Source organism: Clostridium sp. MCC328 (assembly GCF_018785465.1).
In the GTDB taxonomy this organism is placed as follows: domain Bacteria; phylum Bacillota; class Clostridia; order Lachnospirales; family Lachnospiraceae; genus Pilosibacter; species Pilosibacter fragilis.
In genome coordinates this window covers 44,710-59,942 of the sequence record NZ_WQPW01000096.1, presented here as the reverse complement: position 1 = coordinate 59,942, position 15,233 = coordinate 44,710, and the positions used below count along the sequence as shown (strand labels likewise).

The window sequence follows — 15,233 nt, the reverse complement described above, 5'->3', positions numbered from 1 at the left end:
CTCTCCCCCGCCGGCCCTACGACCGGCTTCCTCTGAATTTCGTCGGTGAAACGCCGAATTTTTTCTTGAATACGTAGCTGAAATAATTCTGTTCCTGATAGCCGACCTTTGCCGCGATCACATAGGTCTTGTCATCCGTCTTATTTAACAGCTCCACAGCCTTATTGAGACGCACATCCGTCAGATAACCGATATAGGTCTGCCCCGTCGCTTTTTTGAACATCGTCGAAAAATAGGCAGGACTCATGTGCAGCGTCCGGCAGACCTGCTCCACAGACAGGTCCGGATCCTGGTAATTCTCCATGATATACCGCTTCGCGCGCTCCATGCTCTGGCGCGTCGTATTGTCACGCTCCTGGTCCATAGCCCCATTGATCCTGAGTGCCGCCTCAAGAAGCCATTTTGAGAACTTCTCCCGGTTCATCACCTGCCGGATCATCATAAACGGGTCCGTCCCCATCCCGGCATCCCCAAAAAGCGCTCCCAGTTCCAGGTCGTACTGCTGGATGAGCTGGACCAGACAGTTCGCGACGCTGAACATGTAGGTCTGGTACTGCCGCGCATGGACCTTCGCGTCAGACATCCTTCCGATGATCCCGGATACCACGGACCTTATCTTCTCCTCCGGACCGAATTTTACCGCCTGGATGAGGGCAGACTCGTCCTCCGCGGTAAACTGGAGCTTTCCGGTGTTCACCGGCTCCACATCGTTGATGTAGATCGTACTGCCGCTCCCGACAATTGCGCGGTAGCCCAGGGCATCGAGCGCTGACCGGAAGGACTCACAGATCAGCCCGAGCTCCGTCCGGCTGTGCCCGATCCCGATCGTTACCGGGATCATCAAGATCTTCCGGATCTCCTTGCAGATATCGCTTAAGATGTCGATCATGCTGGTCTGGGAGTTGTTCTCATCGATCGCCACGATCCCGGCGATCTCCGCGTCAGCCGCCCCGGAGAACGAGAACAGGGAGAATCTGCAGTACGGTTTCAGGTTCTCCTCAAGGATCTGCATCACAGAGATCGGGATCAACTCCCGCTCCTCGTGGAGCGGAAGGATCAGCTCCCCGGACACTTCGGAAATTTCCGCTTTCACCGCAATGGAGATCCACTTTTTCGCTCCCGCAAGTGGGATATCGTACTGTTCCAGGCGGTCATTGACCGTTTTCCCGTCCATCTGGTGGCTCACAAGATCCTTTAGGAACTGCTCGCGCAGGATCGGCAGGCTGCGTCTGTAGTTTTCCCGCAGAAGGCTCACATCGCGCTTCTGCTCGATCTCCTCGTCGAGGCTCTCCTGGATCCTCCTCAGGATCGCCGTCAGCTCCTCCACATTCACGGGCTTTAAAATATACTCCGTCACATTCAGCTTGATCGCGCGCTTCGCATAATCGAAATCATCATATCCGGAAAAAATGACGATCTTCATCGATGGATACCTCTGGCGGATCTTCTCCGCAAGCGTCAGCCCGTCCATGTATGGCATCCGGATATCCGTGAGGACCACGTCCGGCTCTAAGGCTTCGATCTTCTCCAACGCGTCCTCCCCATTCTCCGCGTCCCCGACAACGGTAAACCCAACCGCCTGCCAGTCGATCTTGCGGATAATACTCTTACGCACTTCCTCCTCGTCATCCACAAGGATAATTCTGTATAAGTCCATTTCCTGCTCCTATCTTTTAAAAGATCTGTTCCAGATGCTTCCGGATGACCGCCTCATCGGTCAGTTTTGCGATATGACCGTTCATGCCCGCCTTGATCGCTCCTTTTCAGAAACCGCCGTTTTCCCATTCTGACAGCCGGCCAGACCCGGAGTGCAGAGAAGGAGCATAACGGCTCCAAAGATTACAGAGCGCCTGCCCCCTCCTGTCCTTTTCTTTCTATTCAACGCAACAAGGTCCTGCATGTATTCCATCCTTTTCATCCGCCCCGGTCACCTTGCCTGTTTCCGTGCTTTTTTATTCGCATACATATTCGCGTCCGCGCGCGCTTTTGTGTCGGAAATGCTCTCCTGCTCCTCGATCAGGGCACTGCCGTATGAGGCACCTGGGAGCATATGCAGCGATTTTTTCCGTTTTTCTATGATCCAGTAAAATTTCTCCCGCAGTATTTTTCCTTCTTCGTTTCCCTGAACAGGACGCAGAACTCATCTCCGCCGATCCGGTAACAGTTTCCATAGCGGGAATACGCCTTTTTCAGACATTCCGCGATCACCTTCAGGCACTGGTCCCCCGCCTGATGACCGTATGTATCGTTGATGTACTTAAAATTGTCGAGGTCGAAGACGATCAGCATCTTATCCTCCGGCTGGAGCTTCAGTGTCCGGTTCAGATAGCTCTTCTGGCTTAAGAATCCCGTCAATCCATCCAGCTGGTTCCACATTTCATTGCAGTAGAGGTAATAGAGCACTGAGATCAGGGTAACGCAGAGCCACGTGATATGCAGCGTGGGAAGAACGATCTGGATCATCGTCCCTGCCACCAGGAAGACGGCAAGACTGTAGATCAGCACTCTTCCGCGGTTCTGGTAGGTCTGCGTCATTTTCAGCATGTTGAACATCAGATACTGGATCCCTCCGCCGTACATCAGCATATAGAGCCAGAAGCCCTGCTCCCTCGCGTAATGGTTTTCTGCGTCCACGGCAAATACAAGACCACCGGAGAACGTCCCCACCGTCAGGATCAGGAGATACAGGATCTCCAGGGTTGCCGCAGCCTTTAAGCCGAGGCGCACCTCATCCGAACGGTCCATCGCGTACACCATCAGGAACGGTACCGCCGGGGTCAGACCAAAGCCAAGGTAATTTGCCATGATATTGACCGGACGGAGCCTTACCGGAGTCCCATCCACTATCACGGTAACCAACTCAAGGACTGAGATCACGCCGATCAGGATGAAGGTCAGCAGAAAAGTCCTTCTCTGTCTCGGAAACAGCGTTTCACTGAAATTGACGATCATACACATGAACCCAAGGACAAAACAATTGATAACCGTCAAAGAAAAAAATAGAGATCCGGCATATCAGGTTCCTCTCTTTCAGATACTAAACGGGCACGCCGCCTTCCGGCGGCAACGCTGTTACGTATAATTATACTGTGGAAGCATATAATCGTCAAGCCAGCCCTCCGGTAGGTTTGCGCGCCCTTTCCCGTCCCGGTCCAGCCTGAACTGTGGTTTTGCCTGTCCTCTTCGTTTTTTATTGATCTCCACGACGGATCTCAAAAGCTGATATAGTCTGTTTTCTAAAAGACATCCAGGTCCATTCCATTCACCACAGGACCTTCGTAACCGGCATTCCGTATCTCCTCAAGGATCGCCTCGTTTCTTCTCGCCATCTCGGCTCCCACATCCACCGTGTTGTCCTGGATCTCCATGTGATAGATCCGGTGGTATGTGACGAGAAGCTTTGGTCCTGCCTTCTTCGCGATCTCTGCAAGATCCACACTCAGGGTGTGAACCTCCCGATGGTATTTCTGCCACTTCGGTTCCCTCGCGGCAAGACCTGCCGTGTATTCTACTTCATGGAGAAGAATATCACAGCCCTTTGCCTTTTCCGCAACGATCTCAAGCGGCGCGGTATCCCCACTGATCACGATCACCCGGTCCGGCGTCGTAAATTTGAAGCCATAGCTCTCAAGCGTCCCATGGCTCACCGGGAAGGCTTCGACCGTCACACGGTCATCCCGGTAGATAACTCCGGAATTTATTTCCTGTGTTTCCACCCGGTATCCCACTTCATTTGCCTTTTCAAAACCGTTGATCCGGAAATCAATATCCACCTTGTAGGCCTTTAGCAAATGCTCTGTCATATCCCGGATCCCTTTCGGTCCAAATACCCGGAGTGGTTCTTTCCGCTCCAGGACCCATGGGGTAAAGATCAGGTCCGGGTATCCTGCCGTGTGATCCGTGTGCAGGTGTGTGCAGAACGCGGTCACCAGCCTGTCCGGGCGAAGCGCGTCGATCCCGTTCCGGTATGCCTTCGCCGCCTGGCGGACGACCCCCGGACCGAAATCAACGAGGTACGCCCGGTCGCCAACAACGACCGCAGAGGACGGACCGCTGGCATCCGGGCACGCGTTAGGCGTTCCGGTACCGAGAAGTACAAGTTTTGTCTCCATCATGATTTTCTCTCCTTTTTCCCTTCCGCTCTTCATCCCTGCTTCTGTTCGTTTTCATCCTCCACATGCCGGATCGAGATTCCGGTAAAGCCGTAAAAGATGCTGAAAAACGGAGTCAGATATAGCAGGAACAGATATGGGAAGAACGCAGACCATGCGACGCCGAGCGTTCCCGCCATGTATACGCAGTACCCATGCCACGGGATCATCGGTCCGGAGAGCGTTCCCGCATCCTCCAGGCTTCTCGATAAAATCTCCGGGGCAATCTTTCTCTCCTTAAACAACGGTTTCATCATGTTTCCGGTCAGGACATGGGACATCGGCTGGGAACAGCTGATCAGGCTTGTGATATAACCGACGAGGAGCGTCGCGAAGATCAGGCCGCCATCGCTGTTAATCCGTCCGGTGATCGCGCGCAGGATGTTGTCAAGAACACCCAATCTGTCCAGCATGCCGCCCATTCCGACCGCGAAACAGATGATCGCCACATACTGTAGCATGCTGCTCATACCGCCACGGTTTAAGATCGTTTTCAGAACAGCCTCCTCAATCTGGGTCGTATAGCCGTTGTAAGCAACACGGATGATGCCCTGGAGCGTCGCGCCCTGGCAGAAGAACGCAACCGCACCGGCGCACACCGAGGACAGTCCCAGGGATACGATCGCGTTGACTTTACATAAGAGCAGGACAATGATAACCGCCGCCGGGATCAATGTCACAAGACCAAGTTTAAATTCTCCCTGAAGTGCCTCCGTGTAGACAAGAAGGTTTCCCTCTTCATAACCACCGGAGGTCTGACTGATCCCGAGAATGACAAACAGGACCAGGCTGATCACAAAGGTCGGCAGCGTTGTCCATAACATGGACCGCACATGATCGTTGAGCTTCGCGCCCGCAACAGCCGGGGCAAGATTCGTCGTATCGGAGAGCGGGCTTAACTTATCCCCGAACATGGCACCGCAGATGACTGCGCCTGCCACCATTCCAGGATTGATTCCCATCGCATTTCCAATCGCCATCATCGCGACACCGGCACTTCCGACCGAGCCGTAGGATGTTCCGGTCACAAGGCTTAAAACGGCGCAGAATACAAGTGTCAACGGCAGGAGCCAGGTTGGATCGATCAGTTTCAGACCGCCTGCGATGATCGTGGCGATCGTACCGCTCTGGAGCCAGGTACCGATCATGACGCCGATCGCCATAAGCAGACATAGTGTCGGAACGACCACACGGATCGCGTCGTAGGCACCACTCACAACATGGTCATATTTGATCTTTAACCATTTACAAAACAGATAGATGATGATCCAGCTGAAAAACAGTCCGATCATCGGTCCTCCCGTCTTCAGCCGGATGCAGACTGCGACTGATCCGATGATCAGAAGCAGGAGCAGAAGCGACTGAGGCATATTCAGTTTCTTTTCTTCACTCATAACAATTTTCTCTCCCCTGAAACTCATTTTTCAATTTAAAGCATTAAACTTTAAAGTGCTGTATTATTATATCGAATATTCAGGAAAATTGCAAGAGCTCACACAAATTAAAACAGCCGGAACCCACAGAAATACTGGATTCCGGCTGTTTTTAACAGCTTATATGAATTATTCGATATAAGCTGCATTTTCGCTTTATGAATTATTTACCCATCTGAGCAGCAACCTCAGCCGCGAAGTCCTCGTTTTTCTTCTCAAGACCTTCACCAGTCTCGAAACGAACGAAGCTCTTAACTTCGATGTTAGCGCTGTTCTCTTTAGCAACCTGTGCTACATACTGAGCTACGGACTGCTTGCCGTCCTCTGCTTTTACGTAAACCTGGTCTAAGAGACAGATCTCTTTCATCTCTTTGTTGATACGACCCTGGATCATACCCTGGATAACCTTCTCCGGCTTGGAAGCTTCCTTCGGATCGTTCTGGATCTGAGCCATAAGGATGGATTTCTCATGCTCGATGTAATCTGCGCTTACTTCGTTGCGGTTTGTGTACTTCGGGTTAAGAGCTGCGACCTGCATACAAACGTTCTTTGCCATCTCTTTTACAGCGTCGTTTACAACATCTGTCTGAACGTCAAGAAGAACACCGATTCTGCCGCCTGCATGAATATAGGAAGAAACGAAACCGTTCTCCTCTGTAACCTGTTTGAAACGACGGATGCTCATGTTCTCACCGATGATGGAGATTTCAGAAGAAAGAGCTTCCTTAACAGTAAGGCTCTCATCTGCTGTCCACTTCTCGTCCATAAATGCGTCCATATCTGTCGCTGTTGTTGTAAGAGCCTGAGCTGCTACCTGAGCAACGTATGCCTGGAACTTAGCGTTCTTAGCAACGAAGTCTGTCTCAGAGTTAACCTCAACGATAACAGCTTTCTTCTCGTCTGCTGCCATAGCTGTGTCAACGATACCCTCAGCTGCGATACGTCCAGCTTTCTTCTCAGCGCCTGCAAGTCCTTTTTCTCTTAAGAACTCAACTGCTTTGTCCATGTCGCCGTCTGTAGCAGAAAGGGCTTTCTTACAGTCCATCATTCCAGCGCCTGTCATTTCTCTTAAATCTTTTACCATTTTAGCTGTAACTGCTGCCATGTTTCATTTCCTCCGAATCATATTAAAGAATCAAAACGTGTCTTTTCGGAAGAAGGTGCTGCCACTGACAGCACCTCCTTGGATTCCTTATAACAACTTAAGCCTCTGCGTTCTCCTCAGCTGCTTCTGCTTCCTCAGCCTCGCCCTGTTTAGCCTCGATGACAGCGTCTGCCATCTTGGAAACGATAAGCTTAACGGCTCTGATAGCATCGTCGTTACCCGGAATTACATAGTCGAGTTCTTCCGGATCGCAGTTTGTATCAGCGATACCGATCAGAGTGATTCCAAGTGTGTGAGCTTCCTGTACACAGATTCTTTCCTTCTTCGGATCTACGATAAAGATAGCGTCCGGGATCTTCTTCATTTCCTTGATACCGCCAAGGTTCTTCTCAAGCTTCTCCCACTCTTTCTTTAACTCGATAACTTCCTTCTTCGGAAGTACGTCGAATGTTCCGTCCTCAGACATCTTCTCGATTGCTTTTAATCTAGCGATTCTGGACTGGATGGTCTTGAAGTTTGTAAGCATACCGCCAAGCCATCTCTCGTTTACGTAGTACATTCCGCAACGCTCTGCCTCAGTCTTGATAGCGTCCTGAGCCTGCTTCTTTGTACCTACGAAAAGGATTGTGCCGCCCTCAGCTGCGATATCAGCAACTGCCTTGTAAGCCTCATCAACTTTGCCTACAGATTTCTGAAGGTCGATGATGTAGATACCGTTTCTCTCTGTGTAGATGTACGGTGCCATTTTCGGGTTCCATCTTCTTGTCTGGTGACCGAAATGTACGCCGGCTTCCAGAAGCTGTTTCATTGAAATTACGCTCATGTTTTTTTCCTCCATTTGGTTGTTTTCTTCCGCCTGCATCTCACTTCCACGAACACCTGAACTTCTCAGGCACCACTCGCAGAATCCGCAGACGTGCATAATATCAGCTTTTTCACTATATCATAAGTCATTTTTCACTGCAAGCACTTTTTTCTATTTTTTTTGATTTTTTTCCATTACATTTGATTTCATAAAAAACAAGGTCATTCGGGCATGCGGCGGCAGGGATTCTTCTATATATGATAGACCTTTTAATAGTCTTTTCTCTCCTTAAATCCCTCATGCACCAGATACAGCCTGATCTATCTGATGTCATACAACAATTCATATTAAAAAAAGAGGCGCGGCTTTTCACCCAGCCGTGCCTCTTTTCCACAGGTCTCCCTGTCTTATTTTGTATTTACTGCCTTTAAGGCTTTTAATTCATCGAATACCACATCGTTTAAGACCTTAATGTAGGTTCCCTTCATACCGGAAGAACGGGACTCGATAACCCCGGCACTCTCGAATTTGCGGAGTGCGTTTACGATCACGGAGCGGGTGATCCCGACTCTGTCGGCGATCTTGCTGGCTACAAGGATTCCCTCGTTTCCGTCAAGCTCCTCGAAGATATGGGTGATCGCTTCTAACTCGGAGAAGGATAAGGTGCTGATCGCAGATTTTACGATCTGGACTTTTCTTGTCTCCTCGGCGTTCTCCTCGTTTACGGAACGCATCATCTCCAGGCCGACAACGGTCGTGCCATACTCGCAGAGGATAATATCATCGATATCGTACTGCTCGTCGGATTTGTACATAAATAAGGTTCCGAGGCGCTCACCTGCGATATCGATCGGGGCGATGATTGCCTGATACTTCTTTACATTCTCCTCAGCGAATCCGAGAGTCGCAAGGTTTACATTTTCCTTGGTGGAAAGGACACTTAAGAGGCGTTCGTTAAACATTTTATCGACATAGCCGCCTACCTTGTCCTCAATCAACTCATGGATCTCATCAACACCAGGACAGATGCTGACACCCAGGACTTTTCCTTTCTTGCTGATCACGAGAATGTTCGACAGCAAAATTTCGCTTAAAACTTTACAGATGTCGTTGAATACGACCTTGTGCGAATTGTTGTTGTGGAGCAGTTTGTTTATTTTTCTGGTCTTATCCAATAATTCAACACTCATTTCCGAAAACCTCCTTTACTTTCTGATATCGTACGAATAATATTAGATCGATTAAATTGTAACACGATATTTCCAGAATTTCAAGACTTTTTCGGATAATTAAGATAAATCGAAATAAATTGTCAAGTTCTTATCACGTTTTGGAAGTTTGAACAATTGAAATTGTACCATTTGTTTACGGCAAATATCCGGCAGAGCCTCTTCTGGGCACCCTGCCGGATCTTGATCTCGCTATATTAATCTTCTTTTTCTTCCTTATTTTCCTTCATCGGCATCACAAATCCGCACTGCTCATTGGCGCAGACGAGTTTGTTTCCTTTTTCCACCATGTAGCTGCCGCACTCCGGGCACTTTTCAGTGGATGGTTTCTGCCAGGACATGAAGTCGCAGTCCGGGTTGGCTTCACAGCCGTAATACTTTCTTCCCTTTTTCGTCTTCTTAATGATGACTTCTTTTCCACACTTCGGGCACGGGATTCCTGTCTTCTCCAAATACGGCTTTGTGTTGCGGCACTCCGGGAATCCAGGACATGCGAGGAATTTTCCATGGGGACCGTATTTGATGACCATCCTTCTTCCGCAAAGTTCGCAGATCTCGTCGGACTCCTCGTCTGCGATATGGACAGTCTCTAAGGTTCTCTGGGCCTCTTCCACCGCTTCCATAAGATCAGGGTAGAAGTTTCTTACGATGGTCTTCCACGGGGTCAGGCCCTCGCCGACGCTGTCTAACAGGTACTCCAGGTTCGCGGTGAAGGCAATGTCCACGATGCTCGGGAAGCACTGCTTCATGATCCGGTTAACGACCTCACCGATCTCGGTCACATAGATGTTCTTGTTCTCTTTTACCACGTAACGGCGGGCTAAGATCGTTGTGATCGTCGGTGCGTAGGTGCTCGGACGGCCGATGCCCTGTTCCTCCATGGCTTTTACCAGGGATGCCTCTGTGTAATGGGCCGGCGGCTGGGTAAAGTGCTGGGCGCTCACGAGATCCGCAAGCTCAAGCTCCTCACCTTTTTCCAGCTTCGAGAGGATCTGGTTTTTCTCCTCTTTCTCATCCGCCTCGATATAGACGGACATGAAGCCGTCGAACTTCAGTCTGGATGCCGTCATCGTAAACTCGTTTCCGCCCGCTCCGATCTTTACGGATGTTGTCTCATAGACAGCCGCGGACATGCGGCTCGCCGTGAAGCGCTTCCAGATCAGCTGGTAGAGGCGGAACTGGTCTCGTGCCAGGGATTCTTTTACCTTTACAGGTGTTAAGGAAAGATTTGTCGGACGGATCGCCTCGTGGGCATCCTGGATCTTTCCGCTGTTCTTCTTTGTATTTTCACCCTGGGACAGGTAATTCTCGCCGTAGTTTTCAGCGATGAAATCACTTGCCATCTTCTCTGCTTCCTCAGCCACACGGGTGGAATCGGTACGCAGGTAGGTGATGAGACCGACGGTGCCATGGCCCTTTACATCAACGCCCTCGTAGAGCTGCTGGGCGAGGCGCATGGTCTTCTGGGTAGAAAAGTTCAACGCCTTGGACGCCTCCTGCTGCAGGGTACTCGTTGTAAACGGAAGCGGCGGTTTCTTCGTGCGCTCCCCGTTTCTGATATCTGTCACGATAAATTTCTGTCCCTTTAAGGACTCAAGTAAAGCGTCAAGCTCCGCCTTGCTCTTGATCTCCGTTTTTCCATCTTTGTCATTATGAAAATGGGCTGCTGCCGGTTTCTTTGAACCCGGAGCTTTTAACATCGCGTCGAGGCTCCAGTATTCCTCCGGGATAAACGCGGAGATCTCCTCTTCCCTGTCACAGATCATGCGGAGGGCCGCAGACTGGACACGGCCGGCGCTAAGGCCTCTCTTAACCTTCTCCCAGAGGATCGGGCTGATCTTATAGCCAACAATACGGTCCAGGATACGCCTCGTCTGCTGGGCGTCCACCAGGTTCATATCGATATCGCGGGGTGCCTTTAAGGACGCCTTTACCGCATTTTTCGTGATCTCATTGAAGCTGATCCTGTATACTTTTTTATCTTTTACCTCGTCAAGCTTTAACGCTTTCATCAAATGCCAGGAAATCGCTTCTCCCTCACGGTCAGGGTCAGTTGCGAGATAAATTTTATCTGCTTTTTTTACTTCCTTCCGAAGCTTCGCAAGGATATCTCCCTTGCCCCGGATCGTAATATATTTCGGTTCATAATCATTTTCCACATCAATTCCGAGCTGGCTCTTCGGAAGATCTCTCACGTGTCCGTTGGACGCGTCGACCTCATATGTGCTTCCCAGGAATTTTTTAATTGTTTTAACCTTTGCAGGAGACTCTACAATCACAAGACTGTTCGCCATATTCTTCACATCCTTCTGCAATCATTCCGCTTTTTTATAATATTGATTCCCGGTTCCAAAAACAAGTCCCGTAAGCTCCAGCTTTAAAAGGGCTTCCATACATTCTGTCACGGAGAGTCCGCAGAGTGCGGCGATCTCTTCCAGATATCTGGGGCGCGAATCAACCGAAGCATACACCAAATTTTCGTTCTTGGCAAGCCTATTTTGTGAAAATTTATGAATCGTTAATTTTCTTTCGTATTTCATCCCAAGGAATTCCAGCACATCCGAGGGGCTTAAAAGCATGTTCGCACCGCCCTGGATCAGGCGGTTGCAGCCACCGCTTAATGGGTCATTTGCCCGTCCCGGAAGGGCGAAAACTTCTTTTCCCTGCTCCAGGGCAAAGTCCGCCGTGATAAGGGATCCGCTCTTCTCCCTCGCTTCTATTATAATAACCGCATCAGCGAGGGCGCTGATGATCCGGTTGCGCATGGGGAAATTCATGGCGGCGGGGCGGGTTCCCGGGACGAACTCCGAGAGGATGCCGCCGTTTTCCTCCATGGCATGGAAAATTTTGTAATTTTCCCGTGGGTAGCAGACGTTTACCCCGCAGCCCAAGACTGCGTAGGTGGGCTTTCCACGCTCGATGGCGCCTCTGTGGGCATAGCCGTCCACGCCGGCTGCCATGCCGCTGATGATGTTGACTCCGGCGTTGGCGAGTTCCCCGGCGTAGAAGCCTGCCGCTTCCTTCCCGTACTCCGTGCAGACTCTCGCGCCCACGATGGCCACCGACGGGACCTCGTTTTCCGGGAGACTGCCTTTTACAAAGAGGGCTGCCGGGCGATCTTTATATGGAAGAAACCGGGTCGGATAGTCCGGGTCGCATTCCGCGATGACGCGGATGTTCTTCTGTGCCAGGCCGGCAAACTCCTTCCGCCATGCGGATTCGTGTTTTCTCGACTCCTGGAAGACCTCCGCACGCCGCTCCGTGAGGACTCCTGATTTCTGCAGTTCCTGGGGCTTTACCCTCCAGGCAGACAGGTAGGTCCCAAATGTGTCTTTCAGGCCTCTGATTGTTACGCCGCCGAAACCGGGAACGTGGCAGAGGCAGTAGAGAGCTTCGCGGTCGGTGAGTGTATTACTTGTCATAATTTCATATTCTCCTTTTAATTTCCCCAGAATTTATCGCGGCTCTTCACATAAGACACTGCTTCACAGAGATCCGCAAGCCGGATTTTCTCTTCTTCTGCAAGATCTGCCGTTGTCCGTGCTACTTTCAGGATTCGGTCATGCATCCTGGCTGAAAGGGCAAGCTTTTTAAAAATTTCTTCCATAAACTTTTCTTCTTCGCGTCCGAGCCAGCAGAACTTCCGGATATGACGTCCTGACATTTCGCCGTTGCAGCGGATATTTTCACCTGCAAAACGTTCTCCCTGGATCTTCCTTGCCTGTTCCACACGGGCACGGATTTCACGGGATGATTCGTTATTTCCGCTGCTTCTGATATCTCCGTAAGTGATCGGTGATGCCTCCACGCAGATATCGATCCGGTCTAACATCGGTCCCGATACTTTCTGTAAATACCGGGTTATTTGTCCATCGGTGCAGCGACAGCGGGAACGGTCTGGGAAATGACCGCAAGGACAGGGGTTCATGGCCGCAACGAGCTGGAAATTCGCAGGATATGTCACGGAAGCTTCCACTCTCGAGACAGTCACCTCCCGTTCCTCCAAAGGCTGACGCAACGTCTCCAGGGCTGCTCTGGAGAATTCCGGAAACTCGTCAAGGAACAAAATCCCGCCGGTGGCAAGAGAGATCTCCCCCGGCTTCGGTCTTCTCCCACCTCCGGTCAGTGCCTGAACCGACACGGTGTGATGGGGCGCCCGGAACGGACGTGTCCGGATCAAAGGCTCTTTGGCTGTCAGGAGATGGCTCACACTATAGATTTTTGAGATCTCGATGCTCTCTGCGATATCAAGCCCCGGCATGATCGTCGGCATTCTTTTTGCCAGCATGGTCTTTCCAGCTCCCGCAGGACCAACGATCAAAAGATTATGTTTTCCAGCTGCCGCCACCTCGGCTGCTCTTCTGAGCAGCGGCTGACCGGAAAGTTCTGAAAAGTCCACCTCGTAACGGTTCATGGAATTCTGCAATTCGTCCATATTTATCGTTGACTCCGCCTGCATAGGAAGCTTTCCCGAAAGCACCTCCAGGAGATGTCTCAGATCCCGGATCCCATAAAGTTCCATTCCCCCTATAACGGATGCTTCATTCACATTCTCCACAGGTAAAAATACACGTTTAAAACCACTTTCCCGTGCCTGGTCTGTAAGTGCCATAACCCCAGGAATTCCCCGAACAGTCCCGTCCAGCCCCAGTTCTCCGAACAAGACAGCGTCTTCGAGATCTTTCGCCCGAAATCCACCGTAGGCGGATAAAATGGCAGCGGCGATCGCGAGGTCGAATCCGGTCCCTTCCTTTCTAAAATCTGCCGGGGACAGGTTGATCGTGATCTTTTTGGGCGGCAGGGAAAGTCCGAGATTTTTGATCGCCGTCCGCACCCTGTCTCCGCCTTCCCGTACCTCGGACGCAAGGTAACCTACGAGGATCAGCCCCGGAAGTCCATCGCTGACGTCCGCCTCCACGGTCACATTCTTTCCCTCCATGCCGCGAAGGTATATGCTGTTGATTTTACTGAACAAAAAGACTCCTTTCCAAACATGTTTAAGATGTTTTTGCTTTGCTGAATTTTTCAGAACTATTTTTGACAGGTGAATTTTTCACCATTGTTGATAATATAGATGTATTTAAGAATGTTTAAGAAAAATATTGGTAACTGTTCCGTAAGTCTGCGCACTTGCTGCGCTGACCGTAAGAAAACATAGGCTGGAAGGCAAAAATCCCATCAGCGAAGCTGATCAGGAATGGATTTTTGCGTGTAACTATGAAGGTACTGAATAGTTACAAATATTGAATTTATAGCAGACTGACCCGCAGATCAGCGCAGCCAGTCTGCCGCTTTTATCTCAGTCGAGAAGACTCCCACCTCATTAGGTGGTGAGTAATAGCAAATTTGCCTCAGTGGGAGTTGGGTCTCCGACTGAGATAAACGCTCCGCGAGGATGCGCAGTGACTCTGTATGGAATATGTCAGCTTTGCTGACCAGAATCACGCGCCAAGTCTCACGGACGTTCGACTTGAATTATTTGTTGTTCTCATGCTCCTCGATCCACTCCAGAATATCCCCAGATACCTGTTCGCGGTTGAGTTCATTTAAAAGTTCATGCCTCGCACCCTCATAAAAGCCGATGGAGAGATCTTCTACCCCTGCTTTATCATAGCGGTCGTAAACTCTCCGCACGCCTTTTGTCTCCTCTCCCACCGGATCTTTGCTTCCGGAGAGGATCAGGATCGGGAGGTCGGTGCGCATTTTGCCCGCTTTTTCGAGTTTTGCGGTCTTTAAGATCACCTCGAAGAAATCCCGGTACGCGCCCGCAGTGAAAATAAAGTTCGTCAGCGGGTCATCCCCGAAGGCGCGGTCTCTCTTTTCATCCCTGGACAGCCAGTCGTAAGGCGTCTTTGTCGGCTTGAATTTCCGGTTATAGTTTCCAAGGGACAGGTTGTAGAGCATTTTGCTCCTGTATCTCGTCCCTTTCCTCTTACAGACAGAGTCCGCCAGCATATATCCGAACCGCACCTCAGCGTCCTTCGGTGCTCCGGTTCCGAGCAGGATCACACCGTCGATTCCGTCCTTGTAGACGGTCAGATATCGTCTCGCGAAGAACGACCCCATACTGTGCCCCAAAAGGAAAATCGGCACACCCGGATATTTTCTCTGGGCATGGACCGTCACACGGCGCATATCACGGATCACGGAGACAGCGCCCGCATGGTCACCGAAATATCCCCTGTCCTCCTCCGCTGCCGCGGTCTTTCCGTGGCCTAAGTGGTCATTCCCGAGAACATAGATCCCGTGTCCCGCAAGGAATTCCGCAGACTCCCGGTATCTTCCCACATGTTCCATCATTCCATGGGCAATCTGGACGACGGCTTTCACCTCGCCGTTTGGAATCCATTCCATACAGTGGAGATTCGCAAGACCGCTGCTGGATGGTATATAAAATTCATGGATCTCCATAATTTATGCCTCCTGTGCATAAAACATTTTCGATTTTAGCTAACAGGCACTCAAATACCCGTTCCGCCTGTCATCAGTGCTCATCGAAGAGTTTTATAA

General features: G+C 50.6%; 13 protein-coding genes. All 13 read right to left on the bottom strand.

Annotated elements, in window-relative coordinates; all coding sequences use genetic code 11:
- Positions 1 to 16: 16 nt before the first annotated feature.
- The 13 genes from GPK83_RS13150 to GPK83_RS13095 all read right to left on the bottom strand — a co-directional run bounded on the left by GPK83_RS13150 (position 17) and on the right by GPK83_RS13095 (position 15,134).
- Entirely contained in the window at positions 17 to 1,657 is a 1,641-nt protein-coding gene (locus GPK83_RS13150; protein ID WP_215704970.1) for a response regulator, read from the bottom strand.
- A gap of 416 nt (positions 1,658 to 2,073) precedes the next feature.
- Positions 2,074 to 2,991, bottom strand: a complete 918-nt coding sequence (locus GPK83_RS13145) for a GGDEF domain-containing protein (RefSeq protein ID WP_215704969.1) — start codon at positions 2,989 to 2,991, stop codon at positions 2,074 to 2,076.
- Between the two features lie 81 nt (positions 2,992 to 3,072).
- Entirely contained in the window at positions 3,073 to 3,204 is a 132-nt protein-coding gene (locus GPK83_RS17170; protein WP_275950632.1) for a hypothetical protein, read from the bottom strand.
- Positions 3,205 to 3,236: 32 nt separating this feature from the next.
- Positions 3,237 to 4,115 carry an MBL fold metallo-hydrolase gene (locus GPK83_RS13140; RefSeq protein ID WP_117483282.1) on the bottom strand — a complete coding sequence of 293 codons (879 nt, stop codon included), beginning with the start codon at positions 4,113 to 4,115 and terminating at the stop codon, positions 3,237 to 3,239.
- 29 nt (positions 4,116 to 4,144) lie between these two features.
- Positions 4,145 to 5,545 carry a Na+/H+ antiporter NhaC gene (nhaC, locus tag GPK83_RS13135; protein ID WP_215704968.1) on the bottom strand — a complete coding sequence of 467 codons (1,401 nt, stop codon included), beginning with the start codon at positions 5,543 to 5,545 and terminating at the stop codon, positions 4,145 to 4,147.
- Between the two features lie 202 nt (positions 5,546 to 5,747).
- The gene (tsf, locus tag GPK83_RS13130; protein WP_117469399.1) at positions 5,748 to 6,689 is read right to left on the bottom strand and encodes a translation elongation factor Ts; all 942 of its coding nucleotides are present in this window, start codon (positions 6,687 to 6,689) and stop codon (positions 5,748 to 5,750) included.
- A gap of 97 nt (positions 6,690 to 6,786) precedes the next feature.
- Positions 6,787 to 7,512: a 30S ribosomal protein S2 gene (rpsB, locus tag GPK83_RS13125; protein ID WP_021904111.1), complete on the bottom strand. Its 726-nt coding sequence runs from the start codon at positions 7,510 to 7,512 to the stop codon at positions 6,787 to 6,789.
- Between the two features lie 127 nt (positions 7,513 to 7,639).
- Positions 7,640 to 7,795 (bottom strand): hypothetical protein, encoded by a 156-nt coding sequence (locus GPK83_RS13120; protein ID WP_215704967.1) that lies wholly within the window; start codon positions 7,793 to 7,795, stop codon positions 7,640 to 7,642.
- A 106-nt stretch (positions 7,796 to 7,901) separates the two neighbouring features.
- Complete coding sequence (gene codY, locus GPK83_RS13115) at positions 7,902 to 8,684, bottom strand: GTP-sensing pleiotropic transcriptional regulator CodY (RefSeq protein ID WP_015554182.1); 783 nt, start codon at positions 8,682 to 8,684, stop codon at positions 7,902 to 7,904.
- A 236-nt stretch (positions 8,685 to 8,920) separates the two neighbouring features.
- The gene (gene topA, locus GPK83_RS13110) at positions 8,921 to 11,017 is read right to left on the bottom strand and encodes a type I DNA topoisomerase (RefSeq protein WP_021904113.1); all 2,097 of its coding nucleotides are present in this window, start codon (positions 11,015 to 11,017) and stop codon (positions 8,921 to 8,923) included.
- Between the two features lie 21 nt (positions 11,018 to 11,038).
- On the bottom strand, positions 11,039 to 12,145 hold the full coding sequence (gene dprA, locus GPK83_RS13105; protein ID WP_215704966.1) for a DNA-processing protein DprA: 1,107 nt from the start codon (positions 12,143 to 12,145) through the stop codon (positions 11,039 to 11,041).
- 17 nt (positions 12,146 to 12,162) lie between these two features.
- Complete coding sequence (locus tag GPK83_RS13100) at positions 12,163 to 13,662, bottom strand: YifB family Mg chelatase-like AAA ATPase (RefSeq protein ID WP_117514803.1); 1,500 nt, start codon at positions 13,660 to 13,662, stop codon at positions 12,163 to 12,165.
- Between the two features lie 536 nt (positions 13,663 to 14,198).
- Complete coding sequence (locus tag GPK83_RS13095) at positions 14,199 to 15,134, bottom strand: alpha/beta hydrolase (protein WP_015554179.1); 936 nt, start codon at positions 15,132 to 15,134, stop codon at positions 14,199 to 14,201.
- Between the last annotated feature and the right edge of the window lie 99 nt (positions 15,135 to 15,233).

Bases quoted from the DNA above. Each gene is read 5' to 3' on its own strand.
- GPK83_RS13100 (WP_117514803.1), bottom strand. From the start codon at position 13,662: ATGGAGGGAAAGAATGTGACCGTGGAGGCGGACGTCAGCGATGGACTT.
- topA (WP_021904113.1), bottom strand. From the start codon at position 11,017: ATGGCGAACAGTCTTGTGATTGTAGAGTCTCCTGCAAAGGTTAAAACA.
- rpsB (WP_021904111.1), bottom strand. From the start codon at position 7,512: ATGAGCGTAATTTCAATGAAACAGCTTCTGGAAGCCGGCGTACATTTC.
- GPK83_RS13095 (WP_015554179.1), bottom strand. From the start codon at position 15,134: ATGGAGATCCATGAATTTTATATACCATCCAGCAGCGGTCTTGCGAAT.
- tsf (WP_117469399.1), bottom strand. From the start codon at position 6,689: ATGGCAGCAGTTACAGCTAAAATGGTAAAAGATTTAAGAGAAATGACA.
- dprA (WP_215704966.1), bottom strand. From the start codon at position 12,145: ATGACAAGTAATACACTCACCGACCGCGAAGCTCTCTACTGCCTCTGC.
- nhaC (WP_215704968.1), bottom strand. From the start codon at position 5,545: ATGAGTGAAGAAAAGAAACTGAATATGCCTCAGTCGCTTCTGCTCCTG.
- GPK83_RS13140 (WP_117483282.1), bottom strand. From the start codon at position 4,115: ATGATGGAGACAAAACTTGTACTTCTCGGTACCGGAACGCCTAACGCG.
- GPK83_RS13150 (WP_215704970.1), bottom strand. From the start codon at position 1,657: ATGGACTTATACAGAATTATCCTTGTGGATGACGAGGAGGAAGTGCGT.
- GPK83_RS13120 (WP_215704967.1), bottom strand. From the start codon at position 7,795: ATGAGGGATTTAAGGAGAGAAAAGACTATTAAAAGGTCTATCATATAT.
- codY (WP_015554182.1), bottom strand. From the start codon at position 8,684: ATGAGTGTTGAATTATTGGATAAGACCAGAAAAATAAACAAACTGCTC.